This window comes from Nonomuraea helvata (genome assembly GCF_039535785.1).
Classification (GTDB): Bacteria; Actinomycetota; Actinomycetes; order Streptosporangiales; family Streptosporangiaceae; genus Nonomuraea; species Nonomuraea helvata.
The window spans coordinates 514,917-531,087 of record NZ_BAAAXV010000002.1 but is presented as its reverse complement, the minus strand read 5'-3'; the positions used below and the strand labels follow the sequence as shown (position 1 = coordinate 531,087).

The following is a 16,171-nucleotide window of genomic DNA, read 5'->3' as shown; positions in this document are numbered from 1 at the left end:
GGTTTCCAGCACCCCGAGTATGAGGAACACGTGGGAGGCGTCATGACTAGCGGGTTCGCTCAGGAGGTGCTGGAGGCTGATCGCGATGCCGTCGCGGATGGCCAGATCGGCATGTTCGAGGGCGTCGAGGCGGCGGTCGGGGTCTGTGAGCTGATCGGCCAGACAGGACAGTCTCCGATCGGGCCAGGCGCCCAGGCGTGCCGCCGAGATGCGGAGCGCGAGGGGGAGGCCGCCGCACTGCTGGACGATCTGCTGCGCCGCTTCCGGCTCGCCACGGATCCGGCCGGGATCTGCGATGCGCAGGAACAGCGCGGTGGCGTCGGCGTGGTCAAGCCGGTCAGTCGCAGATGGCTCGTGCTGTCGAGCGAGGCCATGATCTGGCGGCTGGTGATGATGACCGTGCACGCGGGCCCGGCGGGAATGAGAGGCCTGACCTGGCCGACGTCGAGCGCGTCATCGAGGACGACCACCAGATTGCGCGTCGAGGTCAGCGAGCGATAGCGAGCAGCGGCCTCGTCCAAGGTGGGCAGTATGGCGGCGCCGTCAAGCCCGAGCGAGCGCAGCAGCCAGCCGAGGGCCTCGAACGGCGACAGTGGCTGGAGTCCGGCGGCGGCGGCGCGCAGGTCGACGTAGAGGACGTCGTCGGCGAAGCGATCGGCGACGGCGTGCCCGACATGGACAGCCAGCGCGGATTTGCCCACCCGCCGGGACCGTGCACCGCGGCGACGGCGGGCGGCCCGGGCTGGGTATCGGTGAGCGTTCTGTGCAGCCAGGCGATCTCCGTGGCGCGGGCGGTGAGCTCCCGGATGCCGGCGGGGGTGAGCGTGGCGCGCTGTGCCGGAGGGGCGAGGTCGAGTGCGGGATCTCGCCGGAGCACCGCCTGCTGCAGCCGGCGCAGTGCCGCTCCTGGTTCGATACCCAGCTCATCGGCCATGATGCGGCGCGTCTTCCGGTACACGTCGAGCGCTTCCGAGGGGCGCGAGGCTCGGTACAGCGCCAGCATCAGCTGGGCGCGCGGACGTTCCCGCAGCGGATTGGCCTCGACGTGGGCGATGAGCACCGGGACGACCCTGTGATGGTCACCGGCTGCCAGGCGCAGGTCGACATGGTCCTCCAGTGTGGTCAGGCGCTCCTCTTCCAGGCGATCGGACTCGACCTGGGCCCACGAGGCGGTGATGCCGGCCAGCGCGTCGCCCCGCCACAGGTCCAGAGCCCGGTGGAACAGCTCGTCCGCCGTCGCGATCTCGCCCTGTGCCCTCGCGGCACGTGCCCGTCGGGCCAGAATCGAGAACTGGTGGGCGTCGATGCGCTCGCGGGGGAGATTCAACTGGTACCCGCCGGAGACGGTCGCGATGACTGCGTCGTCCTGGTGCGGTGAGAGCAAGCCGCGAAGTTTCGACACCACGATGTGCAGCTGCTTACGCGCCGTCGTCGCAGTGCTCTCGCCCCATACCTGGGCAAGCAGTTGTTCCGCGGGAACCGGCTTCCCGGTGCTCAGCGCCAACCTGGTCAGGACCCCCACTCGTCGCTGACCGGCCAGCACGGCCGGCTCGCCGTTCGCCGTGATCTCCCACGGCCCCAGGATTTTGATCTCCAGTCCCATCAGAACTCCCCCTGTCATTTCGGATGGCCGACGCGAATCTCTGTGCCGGGAGCGGGAAAGGAGACGTCCGCTCGTGGGAGCAGGCCAGCCCGGATGTCCGCTTCGACGGTGAGCCGGCGCAGGCGGCCAGCTGCGGCTGATCACCACTCTAGGGAGGCATCGGGCATACCGATGTCCGGCGAATGCCCTACAACGAGGTCTCCGTCTGGTTGAGCTCGGCGAGCGTGATGAGTCCGTCGTCGAGGGCGCGGCCGACGAGTTCGCTCTTGGTACGGGCAGCCCGTCCCACATTGGCGTACTTGACCCGTACACGTGCGATGTAGGTGTCGACGGTCTTGACGGCGATGTTGAGCTTGGCCGCGACAAGCTCCTTCGAGGAGGAGACGAACCACGCCCGCAGTACCTCGACCTCGCGCTGGGACAGCCGCGGCCGGTCGGCGGCGGTGTCCGCGATGAACGCCCCGGACAGTGACGGCGGGGTGTACGGCTCGCCCTGCGCGGCCGCCTGGATGGCGGGAACCAAGTGCTCCGGCCCCTCCCGCTTGGTCAGGTAGGCGAGTGCGCCGATATCGACGCACTTGATGGCGATGGCGTCTTCTGTGTGCTGGGAATACACGATCACGCGCCTGCCGCTGTCGACCAGTCTGCGAAGCTCCCCGAAGTTCGGCAGGCCGGGCACCAGCTCCAGATCGAAGATCACAACATCGGCGGCGGCGCCCGGCCCGGTCCAGACGTTGGCGAGCCGGTCTCCGGCGTCGATGAGGTCGATGGGCGGTACGGCGCGGGCACACCAGCTTCCGACTCCGGCGGCGATGGCCGCGTGATCGTCGACGATCACGGCAGTGATCAGTTCGTCGGCTGCCATCGGGCCTCCATCCAGACCATGTCGTCGTGGTGCAACGCCTCAACCCGGACACCGGTTGAGACCGGGTTCGGCGCTGTCACCTCGTCGCAGTCTGCGACGACGCTCACCGACACCAGGTCCACGTCGCCCACGACGGTGACCCGTGCCCGTGAGGCGGCTGTGGCGAGCACAGTCAGGACCGCCTCGGTCAGATCGCGCCGTACGGACACGGGCGGCACCGGCCACTGGCCTCGGGCGTCCAGTTCCACCGCGACACCCTTGCGGTCGGCCACGTCGGCGCAGTGGCGCAGCTCGTGCAGCAGGGGGTCGGCGACGGAGTCGGCCTCGGCGAACAGCCGCCGCATCCGGGACGCCTCAATCGCGCAGCGTCGCTGAACCTGCGGATCCTCGGGGTCGAGCGAGCCGTCGGCGAGCCCTTCCAACAGCGGAATCGTGGCCACCGACAGCTCCCCGTACCGCTGCAGCCTGCGCCGGTGCGCCTCTGCCGTACCGGCTTCGGAGGCCCGTAGCCGCTCGATCTCCAGGTGCGCGGCCGCCGCCATCGCCCCGAGACGGTGCAGGATCGCCGCCATCACCGCCACGCACAACGGGAAGCCCACCACGCTCACCGAACCGGTGGCGAACCGGGCCAGCGCCCGCTGCGTGGCCTGATCGAACACGAGCAGATGCAGCAGGGCAGTGAGCTCGTGGGCCAGCAGGAACGCCACGCAGGCGCGCAGCGGCCGATCGAGCAGGACGACGACGCCCACCCAGTTGGCGGCGCCGAACACCCAGTCGATCTCGGTTGAGGTGCGTCTATCCGGCAGGGCCGCGTATGACAGGGCCGACGCGCCGAGCACGACGGTGATGGCGGGCTGGCGGAGCCGGTGCCACGATCTTCCCCGGACGAGCAGGGCCACCTCACCCGCGAGTACGGCCCCGAGGGCGGCCATGGCGCCGAACTGTGCGAGCGCGGGCTCGTAGCGGTCCAGGTGGCGCAGCAGGTTCGCCATCCCGAGCCCGAACACGATCACCGAGGCGGCGAGCAGTGTCGCGATCCGCAGGCCGTGCCGTAACGCGGCCTCGAATATGTCAGCCATCACCAGCGCGCCATTCCAGCAGTACCAGGGTGCCCTCGCCGGGAGCAGACGTGATCGTGGCCGTGCCACCGATGCGGGTCATCCTGCCATGTACGGACTCTCGCAAGCCGTACCTGGTGGCCGGCACTTCCGCGGGGGAGAATCCCCTTCCCTGGTCGGCGATGTCGAGTCGAAGCGCTCGCGAGTCGCCACACAGTCGTATGGTCGCCCGAGTCGTATCCGCGTGCCGGCGCACGTTGGTGAGCGCCTCTCCAACCGCATCGGCGATCGCGCGCGCGACGTCGTACGGCAGGCGCAACTCCTTTGGGGCGTCGAACTCCACAGTCAGCGGCACCGCGTCGAGGTCGGCGCGCAGCAGGCCCACGACATCGGCGTGCGGGAGGGCCGGGCTGTAACCCGAGCCGAGTCTGTCGAGATCCCGGCGGGCCTGAGCGGCCAGCCAGCCGGCGTTGGAGCGCACCTGTCCGATACCGACCATCAGCAGGGTCGTCGCCGCCGTGTCGTGCAGGGCGTTGGCGAACTCGCGTTCCTCGGCGCGGGCGGCAGCCGCCAGGAGCGATTGGCCGCGCGCCCGCGCGGCCTCGGCGGCCGTCAGGTCGGCCTCGTGGGCAGCCCGCCGCAGGAGTGTCCAGACCATCCGGGAAAGCGCAGCCGCCACCGGCGCCCACAGCAGCCCTCGGATCACGCTGGCGTCCGCGCCTGCCGCGGCGACGGCGACCACCGTCCCGCCCCCAGCTGCCAGCGCCGCGGCGGCACCCACCAGCACCGGCGTATGCCACTGGCAGGTGACGCACATGAAGAGGACCAGCAGGCGCAGCCAGCCTGTGTTGGTGTCCTCAACCGCGCTTGTCCATCCGACGCACGCGGACAGCCCCAGCAGGGCGAGGACGTCGAGGAGGACCGGGACGTTCCCCCTGCCCTTGTCGAGCCACCACGCATAGCCGCAGGTCCAGACCGCCGCGACGGCGACGACGACGACAGTGGGCGCCAGATTCTCGGGAGCGGAGCGGAACAGCGCGATCACGCAGATCGGAACCAGCGTCACCAGGCGCACGACGGCCGCGTACCGGCGGCCGAAGCGGACCAGCAGCCGCGCTGCCTCCTGAGCCACCTTGCAACCTCGCTCCCGCCGATTTCGTTCGGACGAAAGCCTAGCGATTGACCGAACCGTAATCACGGTGAAGGGCGTTCACCTGACACACCTGCGTTCCCGCCATCCGTAGGCTCGCATCCAGGGTGCGCAAGGGGCGAAGGCTTCTCACCGTATGCCTGCCATGTCAGGGGTGGCAGGCTCGCCCGCTCTGGAGGTTCGCCGATGCCCACCCCTTACCCGCCATCCCACGGATCCGGCGCGCCCGGATATCCGGCCGGCCGGAACCGCGGGCAGGCGTGGCCTTCCGGCAGCTTTCCGCCCCCCGCGCAGGGCGGACCGGCACCAGGCGGGACAGGACCGGACGTAGGGTGGCCTCCCGGTCCCGGTGGGCAGCCGCGCCACCCGCAAGGCGGACCCGGAGGGCAGTGGACTCCTCCCCAGCGAAACGGCAATGGCAGCGGGGGCAAAGAGCCGCTGATCGCCGTCGTCGTCGTGCTCGGCGTCGTCCTGATCGGCGGACTGGCAGGGGGCTGGCTGCTCCTGGGCCGTGACAAAGCCGGCCCGCCCGCGACCCCGACCTCCGGCCGGGGCAATCCGGCCCGGTCGCCCACGGCCAAGGAGGCGAAGACCACCGAGGCGGTGAAACTCCGGGCGATCACCGGTGACCAGCTCTGCGCGGCCGTACCGGACGATCTTCGTAAAAGCCTGGTGGCCGATGCGAAATATGGCGGGAAGGACGCATCCACTGGGGCCGCCACCGACACCGAGAAGCGGGCGGCCTGCAGCTGGACAAACAACAAGATGGACGTCGGCGACGGCGTCCTCGGCTATCGCGCGCTGAGCATCTCCGTGGAAGCCAAGAGCGCAGAGACACGCAGCGCCGTCGGTTACGCCACGGACCGCTTCGACCAGGACAAGAAAATGCACGTGCGGCGAGTCAACGTCCGGAACGGCAAGCGGATCGACGGCAGGACCTCAGGCTCGGCGTTCGGCGAGCTCAAGGCGCTGGAGTATGGCGACGCCTCCTACAGCCAGACCTCGATCGGGAGGAGCGGCCTCAAAACGGAGGTGTTCGTCCGGCAGGGGCCCTGGCTGATCAAGGTCACCTACGGCGGTGACAACAGGACCGGCCCCAAGTACCCCTCCGGCGACGAGACGCGGGCCTCGGCCGGGAAGGTTGCCGAGCTCATCACCGTGGAAATGGTCAAGAGTGCCGACAAGGTCAAACTCGCCGGGCCCTGCGGCATCGTCACCGCCGAACAGATCGAGTCGGCGTTCTTCCCCGCTGCCGGCGGACCGTCCGTCAGCACCCATGACGGCAGCGTCAAGCAGACCACCTGCACCTGGTCGGTCAAGGAGGTCGTCAAGCATCGACCTGGGCAGGAGTTCACCGCCCGCGGCGGTGAGCTGGCCATTCACGTGGCCGACTGGGGTGGCGGCGACACCGGATCGACGTTCCAGTTCGATCGCGATGCCAAGAAGTACGACCGCTACCACGACAGGGGCGGCCTCGCCGGCGATCGCTTCCACACTGACTACGAACCCCGCCAGGAGCTCTCCGGACTCGGTGAGAAGGCATTCGTCGTGGTCTCCAGCACCACCAAGCTTTACGACAAGAGCGCGCCTCCCACGAAGGAGATCCTCATCAAGGTTCTGGTCGGCGCCCGGACGGTCGAGGTCACGTTCCGGGGGACCACGACCGGAGGCGGCCTCCTCGACGCCGCCGGCTACCGGGCACCGTTCTTCGAGTCGGCAGTCGCGCAACCGGCGCTGACGAAGGTGGCCAAGACCTTCCTTGACGGCCTGAAATGACGTGAGGGTCGCAAGGGCACGCCGATGACGTGCAGAGCGGCGGAAGGACGACCACGCTCTGAATGGACAACATGTAGTGCGGCAGCGGTAGTTCCGCTCGCAAGGGCGGATCCCGTCACCTGACTACGGACGGGCCTCGGCCGGATGGATCGACACCTGCGCTCAAATTCGGTCCCCTTGGCCGGAGGGGACGTGGGCGCGGGCTTCGGCGAGGAGGTTTCGAGGCGTTCTGCCGCGCCGAGTTCCCCGGACTAGAAACGGTCACGAAGGCCTCCGCCGAGGCCTGCCTTGCAGGGCGGTTAGGCTCTGCGATACTCGCTGATCAGTCCAGTGCGCAGGTGGCGGCGCTGCTTGCGGGTGTTGTCCTGGCGTTGGTGGCGCTGGGCGAGCGGACGCCTGCGCCTGGCGCGTGTTCGCCCAAAGGTCCACCGGCAGGCGCCGGAGCAGTATTCGCGGGGCCGTCCGCCGCGGCCGATAGGCGGGGGCAGCGGTGCGTCGCAGTTCAGGCAGTGCTCGGTTCGAGATCCCATGCGAGGCGCTCACCAAGGGGGTTTCGTGGCCGTATGGCTGCGGATCGGCCTGTCTCGTCTGGTGGGTTGCGAGACACGCTAGCCCGCAAATGCGCGGTCACGAAACCTTGCGCCGGGACGTGGCGGCGTGGGCGCTGCGGGGGAGGCGGCGCGTCATCTGGGTGATCGCCGACCAGGTGATCACGGCTTCGCTGTTCTGGGGCAGTCGTTCATGGTCGCGGATGTTGCGGCGGGCGCGCAGCACCCATGACAGGCTGCGTTCCACCACCCTGCGCTTGGTTCTGTGGAATCTGTTTTGTCAAGCCGCGCTGATCGGTCGCGGTCAGTTGGGTGCCGGATCCCCGAGCAGGATGACCTTGCTGACAACGGGATCGAAGCCGAGGACCGGGTGTTCTTGGCTTCCGCCTTCCGGGGTCATCAGCACCGGCTTGCCGAGTTCGCTCCCGATCGCCCGAAGGAAGTCGCAGAGTGTGTCGACCCCCTTTTGACCTTGTAGTTCACGAAGGTTGACGTCGAAGTCGATCTCGGTCTCCGATATGAGCCGGAAGATCGCGAGCACGCCTGGAGCAGGCCAGACTCGCAGCGACACCGTTTCGGCCTCGGGTGGACGCGCGAGCACTTCGGCGGCGGTAGGCAGCGGCAGCACTGTGTCGCCTTGCGAGTACTGCCACTGCCATCCACGCGTTCTGACCAAGTCCAGGACGGTCTGCCAGTCCTCGACGGTGGCGTCCGGGACGAAGAGGTTCGGCAATGCGCCCATCAAGTCGGGATCGAAGAATTCCCTGACCTCGTCCCATCGGAGATCCGTCATGCCGTCATGTTGCCTGGTCGCGGGGCCTGCCGCAGCTCGATTAGGTCGGCTTCTGGTTGACAGCGATGACCGGGAGCAGCGTCGCCTGGGCTGGAATGCCGATCTGCCGCGGCGTCGCACCGGACGGTGTGGGGATGTCGGCGAGACGTTCCAGAAGCTTGTCAAGGGCGGCCTGGCCGTCGTCGACGGCCGCTCGTTCGTCGTCGGTGAGCGGAACGTTGGCCCGCATGCGCTGGAGGTTGTCCTTGGCCTCCAGGAGTTGGCCCTTGCTGGACGTCTTCGGGGTGTAGAAGTCGCAGCGGGCGCAGGCCATTCGATGTGGGCACTGCTCGAAGAAGGTGTAGGTGCAGTAGCCGTGTCCGAGGTCGTAGTACTGCCAGGGCTCGCCATTCGCGGCGGCGCCGGAGGTGACGGCGTCCCGGTCGACGAGGACCTCGATGGTGCGCACGTTGCGTTCGAAGTAGCCGGCGTCGTTGTAGGCTCTGGCCAGCGTGTTCGGCGTGATCTTGGCGTAGTGCTGGGTCGATTCCGGGCTTCGGTGCCCGAGCCATGCTTGCAGCTCGAACAGGGTCATCGGCTCTTTGGCGTTGTAGAGCTGGCTGGCGATTGTGGACCGTGCCCGGTGGCTGGTGATGGCGCCACGCGCGTCCGCGGCGGGAACTCCGGCCTTGCGGCATAGGGCGGGGATGATCGTCCTGTTGATGTAGGTCTTGTCCATCGCGTGGGCCCGCAGCGCGAACAGCAGGTGCACTTGGTCTCCGGTCTTGCGATCCGTCAGGATCGGCTGGCTCGGCCGAGCGGCCTCCCATGCCTCGATCGCCTTGCCCAGCAACGGATCGACCGGTTTGGTGAACGCGGTGCCGGTCTTGTGGGTGGGCACGTCCAGGAGGCAGACCGCGTCCCGGGCCAGGACCTCGCGGGAGTCGCCGGGGATGGAGAATCCGTCGTGCTGCCAGCGGACGCAGCCGACTCGCAGTCGGGCGATCTCCGCGCTGCGCTGGCCGCTGAAGAGCCAGGCCAGGGATACAGCCCGGAGGAACTCAAGGGGGTAGCGAAGGCTGTTGTAGCTGGTCGGCAAGTCCTCGGGCTGGATGTTCAGCCCGGCCCAGAGCAGCTTGGCCCAGATGTCGTCGGCGATCACGCGGGGGTCCGGTCCGAGCATCGCCAGGACGGTTCTGGGCGTGGCGAGGGCTCGAGTGGGGTCGAAGCGTCGGGGGATCCACTCCCACTCCTGGCAGTCGCGGAAGAACGCCCTGGTCGCGGTCAGGTAGCCGGCCTTGGTTTCTGCGGAGATCGGCTGTCCTTGCCTGTCGCCCAGGCCGCCGCGTCGCTGGACGTAGTCACCGATACTCATCCGATCCAGCGCGGCGATCCAGGACGCGCAGGTCCGCCGGGTCCACTGGCCGGGTTCGGTGATCTCCGGGTGTTCCTCAGCGAGCCAGCGGCCGATCTTGGATAAGACGCTGCGAGCGGTCGCGCGGGTCTTGGGTGCGAGCGTGGAGGTGGCGTGCCACCGCTCGACCCAATCCGCCCACGGCCGCGCGGTGCCCTCGATTTCAGGCATCCGCCCCCGAAAAGGGGAGGGTGGGGGTTCGCAGAAGCCGATGGAGGCGACGGCGCGTTGGATGGCATGCAGGGCCCCGATGTGTGGGCGTCGCATAGCGGGGTGTTGGCGCAGCCGGGCGAACGCCTCGGTGGTCAGGTCTTGCAGCAGTGGGCTGCGGTTGAGCAGAAGGGCCTGGCAGAGGACCGGAGAGATTCGAGAGTCCACGTCGGACTCGATCCGGTAGCCCCATCCGTAGAGGACCCGCTTGACCTGCTGGTGGGCCTGTTCGACGAGTTCTTCACCGAACACGCGTCGGCTCAGCGGGAGGCGCTGGAACCCACCGAGGCGGTCGAAGTCGGTGAAGCCGCTAAGCAGGTAGGCGTATGCGGCTAGGGTCGACCGCGCGGTCCCATCGACCCACCCTGGGCTGGACTTGCGGAACTCCGCGGTGCCGACGCCGATCAGCTGAAGCCAGTCCTCTGCGGTCCAGCACCAGAACGTCCTGCCCTGCCCGATGCAGCGCAGCAGGATCAGGGCGATGGCGTCGTTCATGCCCTGGCGTTGGTATGTGCTGTCCGGGCACCACAATGACGCCCGGACGTCGTCGAGCGGGTGGAGCAGCCATTCGATGGCTGTCCACCCCGGAGCGTCGGGGTTGTGGCGGCCTGGCCGGCGACGCAGGTCGGTGCCCAGCTGCTGAAGCGCTGACACCTCCTGGGCAGTAAGACCATCGCGCTGCTGGTAGCGAGACGGGTCGAACGGCCATGTCCACGTGACGTCCGCGGCCGCCGTGTCGACGGCCACTGATGGCGAAAGGGTCACCGGCGCACGGCTCCGAGCCCCTGCTCGCCGAGGCGGGCGAGCATCTCCACGCGCCAGGCATGGATCTGATTCATGCCCTTGGTGAGCTTGTCCGCCAGGTCGCGGCCGGACAAGTGAATGTAGGTGAGCGTCGAGTCGGTCGAGCGGTGGCCGGCGAAGGTGGCGATGGCGTGCAGTTCCCACCCCATCCGGGCCAGGTCGGTCAGGCACAGGTGCCGGGTGGTGTGGGTGGAGAAACGCGGGAGGCCGGCGGCCAGGGCGATCCGGCGGACGACCTTGGACCAGGTCCACAGGCTCAGCGGTTGAGCGTGGTTGCGGCGCGACTCCGACAGGAACAGCGGCCCGCGTGCCCGGCTGATCGTGGCGCGGTGAGTAAGGTAGCCGGACAGCAGCACGCCGGTAGGCGCGGAGTACGGCACCACACGCTCCCGTCGGTTCTTCGTCGTCTCTGCCCGCACCCGCAGCGTCCGGTGGGCCGGGTCCAGGTCATCGGTGCGCAGCGAGCACAACTCCTCCCGGCGCAACGCCGCGTCGTATGCCAACGCGAGCATCACCCGGTTGCGGACCGGCTCATCAGCGGCGACAGCCAGGATGTCCGTCCACTGCTGCTCAGTGGGGATCCACGGCAGCTTGGTCAGCCTCGGCACCAGGCCCCGCCGATGCCCGCCGTGACGACGACCGGGCGTGTAACGGCCCCGGCCGACCGGGTTGAACTCCCGCAGCCCTTCCTCCATCAGGTAGTCGTAGAACAGCCGGACGGGAACCAACCGCTGCTGGATGGTGGCGTTGGCTAGGCCCGACCCGGAGTCGATCGACATCACGTTCGCGCCCTTGTGGCTGGGACGCTCAGTCAGCTCACGCACGTAGGCGGCGACGTGCGCCCGGTTCGCGGCCAGCGGGTCGACGCCCTCCCGGTCGCACATAGCCAGGTACTCGGCCAGCCCTCGCGCGTACGCGTCGATCGTCCGAGGTGCCCGCCCGAGATCGGTCCACACCCGCAGCCATTCGGCCGCCCGCTCGTGCCTGACCAGGACCGGCCATTTCTCCTCCAGCACCACCGTGCCGCCCAACCCATCTCCTCAGTTCGTGGTGGCTCCGCAGAGAGATGATGTTCCCTGCGGCCAGATTCCACGTAACTAGTACCAGCACGACGAAGCCCTGGGCGCCGCGCGGCCGGGAGACCACCTTGACGGTGAGGTCCAAGAAGGTGCGCGCCCACTCGATCAACGATCCCGCGTAGGCGGAGTCGGCCCAGACCAGGGTGATCTCGGGGTGGGTCAGCCGCAGCCGGAACAGCAGGTCGCGGGCGCAGTCCCGGTCGGCGGTGTCGGCCGGGGTGACCATGACCACCACCTGAACAAAAGCAACATCGTCGTCGATACCCTCGGCCTCCTGCTCGCGGTGCTGGTCACCGCCGCCGGCATCTCCGACAGCGCCGCCGGCCTGCTGCTGCTCACCCAGATCGCTGCGGCCCAGCCCACCACACCAAAGCCTGGGCCGACGGCGCCTACCGCACCACCGTCATCGACGGCGCCGCCACCCTCGGCATCGACGTCGAAGTCGTCCGCCGCGACCCTGCCACCAAGGGTTTCGCCATCCTGACGCGCCGCTGGGTGGCCGAGCGCACCCCCAGATGGTTGATGCTGCACCGCCGCCCGGTCCGCGTCTACGAGGCCCTGCCCACGAGCTCCGAAGTTGTGATCCACATCACCATGATCCACGTCATGACGTCTCATCGGCGAATCCACCCCGTCCTGGCCCGGCACCTGAGACTCGGGATCAGACAGGAGTAAACGCCCACTTATACTTATCCATCGGGCAGGCGGTCCAGGATCTGGCGGACGACCGCGGTGGCGTCGTTGCTTCGGACCTCCAGCACGAGGTTGCTCACCCGGACCCACAGCGTGCCCTTCAGCCGAAAGGCCTCGTCCCCCAGACCCTTCACGGTCTTGGCCGGACGCTTCCTGTAGTAGGCGAACATCTCCTTGGCCACCTCGAGCCCGCTCTTGCCGTTCCACGGCGGCGCGTGACGTACCGTCAGGGACGCACCTTCGCGACGGCAGGCGGTCGCCGGGCCGGGATAGCCGTCCGCCAGCAGTGAGCACGCGTACGGAGCCGCGGCGAAGCGCCCGTCCGCCGCGTTCGCGTTGGCGGCGGGCGCGGGCCTGTCCATGACCTCCGCCACCCACAGGGCGGCCTTCCGCAGGTTGTCGCGCTGCCGCGGGTCGGCCTCCTCGGCCCTGGTGTACCGGAGAGCGATCACCGCGTTGCTGAGCCGGTAGATCATGTACGTGGTCGCGGTCACCTGATAGACGGCCGCCTCGTCACCCACCCCCGGAGCCGGGCTGGAGGGACGTTCGGCCATTACCCGGAGCTGCTCCCACGGAGCCCTGGCCGGGGACGTGACCGGCTGCTTGAAATACGTGCGTGCCGCCGTGACGTCCGCGGCCACGTAAACGTCGACCAGGAGCGTGTAGACCGAGGACGCCGGCAGGTGAGTAAGGATCGGGAGCGACCACAAGCACCCCGTTGCGGAGTAGTTCGACCGGCCGAGCGGGACCAGGTGCTGCGCCTGCTCGATGGTGAGCAGGGAGCACGGATCAGGGAGACGGGTATACCGGCTGGGTCCCGCCTGCGGCGTACTGGCCGTCGGGGAGGGTCTTGCCGGCGCGAGATCCGCCGAGCACGCCGTGGCCAGCAGCACCAGAAGCACCGCGAGGATCCTGGTCACGACAGAGCCTCCACGAGCCACCGGGCGGCCTGCTGCGCTTGGGCCGGGGTACGCGCCATAAGGCTGCCGATCAGGTTGGATTTCCTGAAGACCACCTCGGAGCCGATGACGAGCGCCTCGTCCCCGATGTCCACAGGAGTCGACTCCGGGGACTTCCATCCGGCGAACATCTCCTTCGCCTGGGCGATGGCGTCGCCCGCCGGCCCCCGCTGAGGCGCGTGGAAATCCAGGAACAAGCGTTCCTGGAAAGTCCGCCAGACCCACGTGCAGCTCTCGGCACGGAGCCCCACCCTGCCGCCGGCCTCCACGCCCAACTCCTTGAGCTGCGCCGAGGTGAACATGGCGCACGCGATCGGCGTCTCCGCGTAGATGCCGGGCGCCGCCGTGGGCCCGGGCTCCGGCGGGCTCATCCCGTCGAGCGTGGCGGCCATCCTGCTGCTCACCGACAGCGCGCCTTCGCGCAGGCGCTTGGCGCTCACCCGACCGTCGATCGCGGTGTAGGCGACCTCGAACAGGAGGTTGCCGGTGCGAAAGGTGACGAAGACGCGCTCCAGCTCTTTCGTGCGCAGCCTGCGGTGCTCGACGGTGTGGGCCTCGTCGCCCATGCCTTCCACCGTCCGCGCCACTGTCGTGGTGACACTGCGCCGCTTCTCGGTGGGTACGCCGATGGCGGGCCACTGCCAGATGGTCAGCCAGGAGGGACGGAGGTCGTTGGCCAGGCGCTTCCGGTAGAGCTCGTGGACCTGCGCGTTGGTCGAGCCCCACGGCTCCTGCTCGAGGTCTTCCGTGATCGGCTCGGCCGTAAGGCCCACGCCCTGGCCCGTCCAGGAGCACTCGTCTCTGTCGTGGTTCGCCTTGGCGCCTGGCACGAGCTGCTTGACCAGACTTGCGTCCACCAGCGCGCACAGGTCGATCGGTACGGGGAACCTCGGTTGCGCCGCCGGTGCGGGCAGCGGGTTGAGCCACAGGAGCATGGCGATCATCGCGCGCATGATGCGACACGGTAACCACCGCCGGTATGTCGCGGGTATATCAGGTGGCGGATACGGGCGCAGAGGAAGGCGGCCAGTCGGGTCGCCCCGGGCGTCTCAGTAAGAAATATCCCTTGGGTTCCTCAGAGCCTCCTGGATCTGTCTAGCGGCAGGACCTGGGCTTATCTGCTGACGCTCCGGCTTCTTCGGTGTTGATGAGATTTCAGAGATTCTGAAGGTCTATCGTCTGGGTCGTTCGTCTTGCTGTGATGGTGAAGGCGAGGTGGCCGGAGTTGGCGCTGGCGGTGGTAAAAGATCTTCGGGTAGCGCCTGCCCCGGCCACTGCTGAGGATGTGGAGGCGCTGGAGACGGACGTGTCCGGCCGGCGAGGCCGTCGGACGCCTGGCTGGAGTGCGCGGTGCCTCCTTCGAGGCCTGTGCGGGGCCAAAGGGGCAGAGACCGTGGTTGAGCTGGGCGTTCGCAGGTGATTAGGAAGTTCTGCGGTACTCGCTGATCAACCCGGTGACGGTCCTTCGATGGCGGATCCGGGCGGTCATGTCGATCACCTTGCCTGGGTCGTGCACCGGCGGATGAAGAGAGCGGTCCTGATGCGGGCGATGATCGTGGTAGTGGCCCGGTTCACCGTTTCACTCCTACCGGCATGCCTACTTCTTGACGGTCCTCCAGTCGTGCCCGGTCTCCCGAGCTATCGCGGCGATAATCACGCCCGCTTCATGGAGGGCACGGAAGAGACGGATATTCATGCCGACCCTCTGGACGTGAGATCGTGCCCCGTTCGGGAGATGAGGTCGTACGCGGACAGCGGGCTCAGCCGGGCCGACATGCCGGCGATATACCGCCCTCTTCTAGCGTGACCTCCCGACATAGCAGTCAGCCTCAAGGAGGATTCCATGGCCAGAACTCGACGATGGGCCACCGCGCTAGCCGTTCTCCCCATGGCGCTCATCCCGCTCACAGCGCAGAGCGCCGCCGCCGAGCCGATCGGCGGAATACCCCATAACAGGTACTCGATCAAGGTGACGAGCGTCCACAACGGCGACGTGAACTACAACAAGATGCTGGCGAGCTGTGCCGTCGCCGTCGGCGGCACCTGCTCGATCTCCCGGTCGTTCTCCGTCCAGCGCACCATCCAGGTCAACCTCGGTGTGTCGCGCGACTTCGTCGCCGGCCAGATCGGTTTCAGCAAGTCCACCACGGCAACGGTGACGTCCCAGTGCAACTCCCGGCCGTTCACCAATTCCCGGCAGGTGTTTCGGGCTTACCCGATCGGTGTTAAGAAGCGCTACAACATCATCAGGAAGACCTACCTGGACGGCAAGCTCATCAAGACGGCGACCTCCAGCGGTGAGGCCTTCAACCCCACGGGCGTCTCCTGCACTCTGAGCTGACCCAGGATCCCAGGGCGGGGGCGTTCCCGGCTGAGGGCGTGTCCAGGTGGGTAACGGCTCTGGCCCGTAATCGGTAGTGGCGTTAAGTGATCTTCACTGCAGCAGGATGCGGCGGCGCAGAAGGTCGAAGCTGGCACGGCCTAAGACCGTGGCGTACGAGTTCTACGCTGCGGCCAAGTTGTTCGGTTAGTCACAGCTGGTTCCTGATCGATTCCGGCGTGTCCGGGACCGGCTGCGCGAGGTAGTCCGTCCCCTCGATGGGGGCGAGGAGGCTGGCTTCGCGCAGGAGGTCCAGCGACTCCCGCCAGGACTCCCTGGCCTCCTCGTGCCGCCCCAGGTCGTGCAGGGTGTGGCCGAGCCACCAGTGGGAACACGGCGGGTGCCCATGGTGAATCCGGCCTCGCGCTGGAGTTGGATCGCTTGCCGGTACTCCTCGACCGCCTGGCGCAGCAGGCCGCCTGCGGTAGGAGTCGGCGAGGGTGTCGTGGGCGATGCCGAGGCCACCGGTATCGCCTGGGTCCTCCGTCATCGCCAGGGCGTGCCCGCGCCTCGTCCACGGCCTCCTCGTGTCTCCCCTGGCGGTAGTAGACGTGCACCCGCTTGTTACGAACGTAGCCCCCCATGGTCCCTGCGCCCCCGTCCGTTCGGTGATGACGAGGGCGCTCCCCAGCGCGGCGATCGCGTCGTCGTAGCGGCCCATCATGGTGTAGGTGATGCCGCGGTCGTTGAGAATCCCCAGTCCGGCAACCCGGCCCGGTCCCAGCAGGCCAGGCCGTCCTCCAGGCGGGACACGCACTCCTGAAAGCGCCCGAGCTGTGGTGGACGGAGCCAAGCCCTTGCAGCAGGTACGCCTGGGCCGGCCAGTCCTCCGCCTCCCCATGCAGCGCGATCACCGATCT

General features: G+C 68.2%; 15 protein-coding genes and 2 pseudogenes. 4 read left to right on the top strand and 13 right to left on the bottom strand.

The features are described from left to right. Positions 1-42 precede the first annotated feature (42 nt). On the top strand, positions 43-501 hold the full coding sequence (locus ABD830_RS18315; protein WP_344988576.1) for a hypothetical protein: 459 nt from the start codon (positions 43-45) through the stop codon (positions 499-501). Here the strand turns inward: ABD830_RS18315 and ABD830_RS18310 are convergent. The 4 genes from ABD830_RS18310 to ABD830_RS18295 all read right to left on the bottom strand — a co-directional run bounded on the left by ABD830_RS18310 (position 488) and on the right by ABD830_RS18295 (position 4,658). Further along, entirely contained in the window at positions 488-1,603 is a 1,116-nt protein-coding gene (locus ABD830_RS18310) for an AfsR/SARP family transcriptional regulator (protein WP_344988574.1), read from the bottom strand. The genes ABD830_RS18315 and ABD830_RS18310 overlap by 14 nt on opposite strands. A gap of 187 nt (positions 1,604-1,790) precedes the next feature. Beyond that, positions 1,791-2,468 carry a response regulator gene (locus tag ABD830_RS18305; RefSeq protein ID WP_344988572.1) on the bottom strand — a complete coding sequence of 226 codons (678 nt, stop codon included), beginning with the start codon at positions 2,466-2,468 and terminating at the stop codon, positions 1,791-1,793. Then, positions 2,450-3,547 (bottom strand): hypothetical protein, encoded by a 1,098-nt coding sequence (locus tag ABD830_RS18300; RefSeq protein WP_344988570.1) that lies wholly within the window; start codon positions 3,545-3,547, stop codon positions 2,450-2,452. Before ABD830_RS18300 ends, ABD830_RS18305 begins: the two co-directional genes overlap by 19 nt. Next, on the bottom strand, positions 3,540-4,658 hold the full coding sequence (locus tag ABD830_RS18295) for a sensor histidine kinase (RefSeq protein ID WP_344988568.1): 1,119 nt from the start codon (positions 4,656-4,658) through the stop codon (positions 3,540-3,542). The genes ABD830_RS18300 and ABD830_RS18295 overlap by 8 nt, the downstream gene beginning before the upstream one ends. A 474-nt stretch (positions 4,659-5,132) precedes the next feature. Here ABD830_RS18295 and ABD830_RS18290 point away from each other — a divergent pair, with 474 nt between their 5' ends. Then, entirely contained in the window at positions 5,133-6,452 is a 1,320-nt protein-coding gene (locus ABD830_RS18290; protein WP_344988566.1) for a hypothetical protein, read from the top strand. Positions 6,453-7,079: 627 nt separating this feature from the next. Here the strand turns inward: ABD830_RS18290 and ABD830_RS18285 are convergent. From ABD830_RS18285 to ABD830_RS18265, 5 genes and pseudogenes are all read right to left on the bottom strand, one after another. Beyond that, the gene (locus tag ABD830_RS18285; protein WP_425567102.1) at positions 7,080-7,250 is read right to left on the bottom strand and encodes a hypothetical protein; all 171 of its coding nucleotides are present in this window, start codon (positions 7,248-7,250) and stop codon (positions 7,080-7,082) included. A gap of 54 nt (positions 7,251-7,304) precedes the next feature. Next, the gene (locus ABD830_RS18280; RefSeq protein ID WP_344988564.1) at positions 7,305-7,793 is read right to left on the bottom strand and encodes a hypothetical protein; all 489 of its coding nucleotides are present in this window, start codon (positions 7,791-7,793) and stop codon (positions 7,305-7,307) included. Positions 7,794-7,833: 40 nt separating this feature from the next. Then, on the bottom strand, positions 7,834-10,143 hold the full coding sequence (locus tag ABD830_RS18275) for a tyrosine-type recombinase/integrase (protein WP_344988562.1): 2,310 nt from the start codon (positions 10,141-10,143) through the stop codon (positions 7,834-7,836). A gap of 14 nt (positions 10,144-10,157) precedes the next feature. Continuing rightward, the gene (locus ABD830_RS18270) at positions 10,158-11,231 is read right to left on the bottom strand and encodes a tyrosine-type recombinase/integrase (protein WP_344988560.1); all 1,074 of its coding nucleotides are present in this window, start codon (positions 11,229-11,231) and stop codon (positions 10,158-10,160) included. A gap of 91 nt (positions 11,232-11,322) precedes the next feature. Then, positions 11,323-11,505 (bottom strand): annotated as a pseudogene (locus ABD830_RS18265) (transposase); the annotation flags it as partial. On the opposite strand from ABD830_RS18265, the gene ABD830_RS18260 reads away from it, so the two are divergent. After that, positions 11,434-11,763 (top strand): hypothetical protein, encoded by a 330-nt coding sequence (locus ABD830_RS18260; protein ID WP_344988731.1) that lies wholly within the window; start codon positions 11,434-11,436, stop codon positions 11,761-11,763. The pseudogene ABD830_RS18265 and the gene ABD830_RS18260 sit on opposite strands and share 72 nt — an antisense overlap. Before the next feature lie 205 nt (positions 11,764-11,968). Here ABD830_RS18260 and ABD830_RS18255 read toward each other — a convergent pair whose 3' ends face one another. Continuing rightward, entirely contained in the window at positions 11,969-12,892 is a 924-nt protein-coding gene (locus ABD830_RS18255) for a hypothetical protein (RefSeq protein WP_344988558.1), read from the bottom strand. Beyond that, positions 12,889-13,884: a hypothetical protein gene (locus tag ABD830_RS18250; RefSeq protein ID WP_344988556.1), complete on the bottom strand. Its 996-nt coding sequence runs from the start codon at positions 13,882-13,884 to the stop codon at positions 12,889-12,891. The genes ABD830_RS18255 and ABD830_RS18250 overlap by 4 nt, the downstream gene beginning before the upstream one ends. A gap of 890 nt (positions 13,885-14,774) precedes the next feature. Between ABD830_RS18250 and ABD830_RS18245 the strand changes: the two genes are divergently transcribed. After that, positions 14,775-15,272 (top strand): hypothetical protein, encoded by a 498-nt coding sequence (locus ABD830_RS18245; protein WP_344988555.1) that lies wholly within the window; start codon positions 14,775-14,777, stop codon positions 15,270-15,272. Between the two features lie 190 nt (positions 15,273-15,462). Here ABD830_RS18245 and ABD830_RS18240 read toward each other — a convergent pair whose 3' ends face one another. Together ABD830_RS18240 and ABD830_RS54275 are read right to left on the bottom strand one after the other, a co-directional pair. After that, positions 15,463-15,801 (bottom strand): tetratricopeptide repeat protein, encoded by a 339-nt coding sequence (locus ABD830_RS18240; protein WP_344988554.1) that lies wholly within the window; start codon positions 15,799-15,801, stop codon positions 15,463-15,465. Between the two features lie 120 nt (positions 15,802-15,921). Further along, positions 15,922-16,152 (bottom strand): annotated as a pseudogene (locus ABD830_RS54275) (tetratricopeptide repeat protein); the annotation flags it as partial. Positions 16,153-16,171 lie beyond the last annotated feature (19 nt).